This is a genomic window from Actinomadura sp. BRA 177, assembly GCF_013372625.1.
Taxonomy (GTDB): Bacteria; Actinomycetota; Actinomycetes; order Streptosporangiales; family Streptosporangiaceae; genus Spirillospora.
The window spans coordinates 1-4,126 of the sequence record NZ_JABXFD010000423.1 but is presented as its reverse complement, the minus strand read 5'-3'; the positions used below and the strand labels follow the sequence as shown (position 1 = coordinate 4,126).

The following is a 4,126-nucleotide window of genomic DNA, read 5'->3' as shown; positions in this document are numbered from 1 at the left end:
GTCCCCCACCCTTCCGTCCCCCACCAAACCACGCGGAGCGGGGGTGGGGGTTCGCGGTGCCTTTGCGGCGGCGCGGGCTCTGCGCGCTGCCGAGCTTGATCGCTGGCTGGCCTCGCTTCTCGCTTCTGCTTCGGACGGCGTCGCGCTCGTCGCGGTCGGCAGTCATGCTCGCCGTGAGCTGACGCCCGGTGGCGATCTCGATCTCGTTCTTCTGCACCGCGGGCTGGCCGGTGTCGCTGCCGTCGCCGACCGTGTCTGGTATCCGGTCTGGGACTCCGGCCTGCGCTTGGACCACTCCGTCCGCACCGTCCATGAGGCGCGGACCGTCGCGCGCGGCGACATGAAGGCCGCCCTCGGCCTGCTGTCGGCGCGCCGCATCGCGGGCGGCCACACGCTCGTGGACGAACTGCGCGCCGCCGTCCTCGCCGACTGGCGGGCGGACGCCGCCGTCCGGCTGCCGGAACTGTCGGCGATGTGCCGCGAACGCTGGCAAACCCACGGCGAACTGGCCTTCCTTCTTGAACCCGACATCAAGGAAGCCCACGGCGGCCTGCGCGACGTCCACGTGATGCACGCCGTCGCCGCGTCCTGGGTGGCGTCCGGCCCGGACGGCCAGGTCCGCGCCGCCCACGACCTGCTGCTGGACGTCCGCCACGCCCTGCACGAGGTCACCGGCCGAGCCACCGACCGGCTCGTCCTCCAGGAACAGGAGGCCGTCGCCCACGCCCTCGACCTTCTGGACGCCGCCACCCTGCAACGCTCGATCACGGAGGCCGCCCGCACGATCACCTACGCGGGCACCACCCTGTGGCGCCACGTCGCCCGCCGCACCGAATCCCGAACCCGACGCAACGCGTCCCCGAACCGGGCCGGCCCCGACGGGCGAAACGCGGCCCCAGCCCGGGTCGGCGCGGACCGGCGGAGTGCGGATCCGGCGTGGGACAGCGCGGGCGGGCGAAACTCGGATCTGGCCCGACGCAACGCGGTCCCGAACCGGGGCGGTGCGGGCCGGCCCGGTGGGATCCGGCGCGGTGTCGAGCGGCGACCCGTGGGGGACGGCGCCGTCGAGTACGAGGGCGAGGTCGTCCTCGCGCGGAACGCCGACCTCGACGACCCGGCCCTCGTCCTCCGCGTCGCCGCTGCCGCCGCCCAGGCGGGCCTCCCGCTCGCTCCCGCCACGGTCGCCCGGCTGGCCGAGCGCGCCGTCCTGCCGCCGGTGCCGTGGCCCGCCCCCGCCCGGGACGCGCTCGTCTCCCTGCTCGGAGCCGGCCCCGCCGCCATCGCCGTCTGGGAGGCCCTCGACCAGGCCGGGCTGATCGTCCGGCTGCTGCCCGACTGGGAACGCGTCCGCAACCGGCCGCAGCGCAACCCCGTCCACCGCTTCACCGTGGACCGCCACCTCGTGGAGACCGCCGCCGGCGCCGCCGCCCTCACCCGCGAGGTCGCCCGCCCCGATCTCCTTCTCGTCGGCGCCCTGCTCCACGACATCGGCAAGGGATGGCCCGGCGACCACTCCACCGGCGGCGCCGTCGTCGTCCGCGACCTCGGGGCCCGCCTCGGCTTTCCGGACGGCGACGTGCGCGTCCTTGAAACACTCGTCCGCCACCACCTGCTGCTCCCCGAAACTGCCACGCGCCGCGATATCGACGACCCCGTGACCGTCCAGACCGTCACCGCCGCCGTGTCCGAGGTGCCGGGCCGCGAACGCGAGATCCTCGACCTCCTCGCCGCTCTCGCGATCGCCGACGGCACCGCCACCGGCCCCGCCGCCTGGGGCGCCTGGAAGGCCGGGCTCGTCGCCGAACTGGCCCGCCGCGCCACCGCCGCGCTCTCCGGCGGGACGCCGCCGTCACCCCGGAGGCTGCTGACTCCGCGCCGCCTGCGGTCGTGTCGCGGGAGCCCACCGGCGTGGCGCCGCCCGCCGGCATCGCGCCCGTGCAATCCGCCGTCTCTTCGGAGCCCGCCGTGCCCAGGCAGCCTGGTGTCTCGGCGGAGGGTGTCGGCTCTGCCGTGCGTGCGGGGACTGCGGTGCTCGACTTCACGGCGGTGCCGGAGTTCGGGGCGCCGCCGGATCCGGCCGGGCTGGAGGCGGATCTGCGGCTCATGCTCGCGGGGCGGCTCGACGTGGCGGCGCGGCTGGAGCGGAGGGCGCGGTCGGTGCGGGGGCGGCCGGGGGTGACGGTGCCGCCGCCACGCGTCATGATCCTTGCGGACGCTTCGCGGACGGCGACCGTCATCGAGGTGCGGGCCCATGACCGTCCCGGCCTGCTGTGGCGGGTCGGGCAGGCGCTCGGGTCGTGCGGGCTGCAGGTCCGCGCCGCGCAGGTCGACACCCTGGGCGCCGAGGCCGTGGACGTCTTCTACGTGGTGGACGAGGAAGGGCTCCCGCTGGAAGACCCCGCCGCGCTCGCCGCCGTCCGGGAAGAGGTTCTGGCCGCGCTGCGTTGAAGCCGCAGGGACCCCCGGCGCGGCGCGTCCGGGAGCCGTCGCGGACGGGTCCGGCGAGGCGGGCGGGGCCCGGCCGGTGACCCGATACGCTGATAGTCGATCCCAGAAGCTTTCCAAGGACGGTCCAGACACGTGTTCGAGACGCTCTCCGACCGGTTGACGACGGTCTTCTCGTCCCTGCGCAGCAAGGGCCGGCTGTCCGAGGCCGACATCAACGCGACGGCCCGCGAGATCCGGATCGCGCTGCTCGAGGCCGACGTCGCGCTCCCCGTCGTCAAGGACTTCATCGCGCGGGTCAAGGAGCGGGCCGCGGGGGCCGAGGTCTCGCAGGCGCTGAACCCGGCGCAGCAGGTCGTCAAGATCGTCAACGAGGAGCTCATCGAGATCCTCGGCGGCGAGACCCGCCGGATCCGGCCGGCCAAGACGCCGCCCACCGTGATCATGCTCGCGGGTCTGCAGGGCGCCGGTAAGACCACCCTCGCCGGCAAGCTCGCCCGGTGGCTGAAGCAGGAGGGCCACACGCCGATGCTGGTGGCCGCCGACCTGCAGCGGCCCAACGCCGTCCAGCAGCTGGAGGTCGTCGGCGAGCGGGCCGGGGTGCCGGTGTTCGCGCCCGAGCCGGGCAGCGGCGTCGGCGACCCGGTGGACGTGGCGCGCCGCTCCCTCGACCAGGCCCGGCACGCCCAGCACGACGTCGTCGTCATCGACACCGCGGGCCGGCTCGGCGTCGACGCCGAGATGATGCAGCAGGCCATCGACATCCGCGACGCCGTCCGCCCCGACGACATCCTGTTCGTCGTGGACGCCATGGTCGGCCAGGACGCGGTCAACACCGCCCAGGCGTTCATGGACGGGGTGGGCTTCGACGGCGTCGTCCTCACCAAGCTCGACGGCGACGCGCGCGGCGGTGCGGCGCTGTCCGTCCGGCACATCACCGGGCGTCCGATCATGTTCGCCTCGACGGGCGAGAAGCTGGAGGACTTCAGCGTCTTCCACCCGGACCGCATGGCGGGCCGGATCCTCGACATGGGCGACATCCTCACCCTGATCGAGCAGGCCGAGCAGGCGTTCGACGCCGAGCAGGCCGAGAAGATGTCCACCAAGTTCGCGTCGGGCGAGGACTTCACGCTCGAGGACTTCCTCGAGCAGATGATGATGATCCGCAAGCTCGGCCCGATCGGGAACCTGCTCGGGATGATGCCGGGCATGGGGCAGGTCCGCGACCAGATCAGCCAGATCGACGACCGGGACCTCGACCGGATCGCCGCGATCATCCGCTCGATGACCCCGCAGGAGCGCTCCCAGCCCAAGATCATCAACGGCTCGCGGCGGGCCCGCATCGCGACGGGCTCGGGTGTCAGCGTCGGCGAGGTCAACAGCCTCGTCACCCGGTTCTTCGACGCGCAGAAGATGATGCGGCAGATGGCCGGCGGCATGGGGCTGCCCGGCATGCCCGGCGGACGCAAGAAGGCGGCGAAGGCGGCCGCCAAGAAGAGCAAGAAGGGCAAGCAGCGCAGCGGCGACCCGCGCAAGCGCGCCGCCGGCAAGGACCGGCAGGACCAGCCCGCGGCCGACGGCATGCCCCAGGGGCTCCCGCCCGGCCCCGGCGGCGGTCCGGGCGGGCGTCCCCGGGGCCGGCCGTAGGCCGCGGGATGGTCCTGCCGGTCCTTGCCGGCGG

Annotated in this window: 3 protein-coding genes; all 3 read left to right on the top strand. The window is 74.3% G+C overall.

Annotation, left to right across the window (positions count from 1 at the left end; all coding sequences use genetic code 11):
• The first annotated feature begins 43 nt into the window (after window positions 1–43).
• The 3 genes from HUX53_RS25520 (at window position 44) to ffh (ending at window position 4,092) form a co-directional block, all read left to right on the top strand.
• Complete coding sequence (locus HUX53_RS25520) at window positions 44–2,179, top strand: [protein-PII] uridylyltransferase (protein ID WP_217919881.1); 2,136 nt, start codon at window positions 44–46, stop codon at window positions 2,177–2,179.
• Between the two features lie 2 nt (window positions 2,180–2,181).
• Window positions 2,182–2,448, top strand: a complete 267-nt coding sequence (locus HUX53_RS25515; RefSeq protein WP_309237425.1) for an ACT domain-containing protein — start codon at window positions 2,182–2,184, stop codon at window positions 2,446–2,448.
• Between the two features lie 132 nt (window positions 2,449–2,580).
• On the top strand, window positions 2,581–4,092 hold the full coding sequence (ffh, locus tag HUX53_RS25510) for a signal recognition particle protein (RefSeq protein ID WP_176405758.1): 1,512 nt from the start codon (window positions 2,581–2,583) through the stop codon (window positions 4,090–4,092).
• Window positions 4,093–4,126 lie beyond the last annotated feature (34 nt).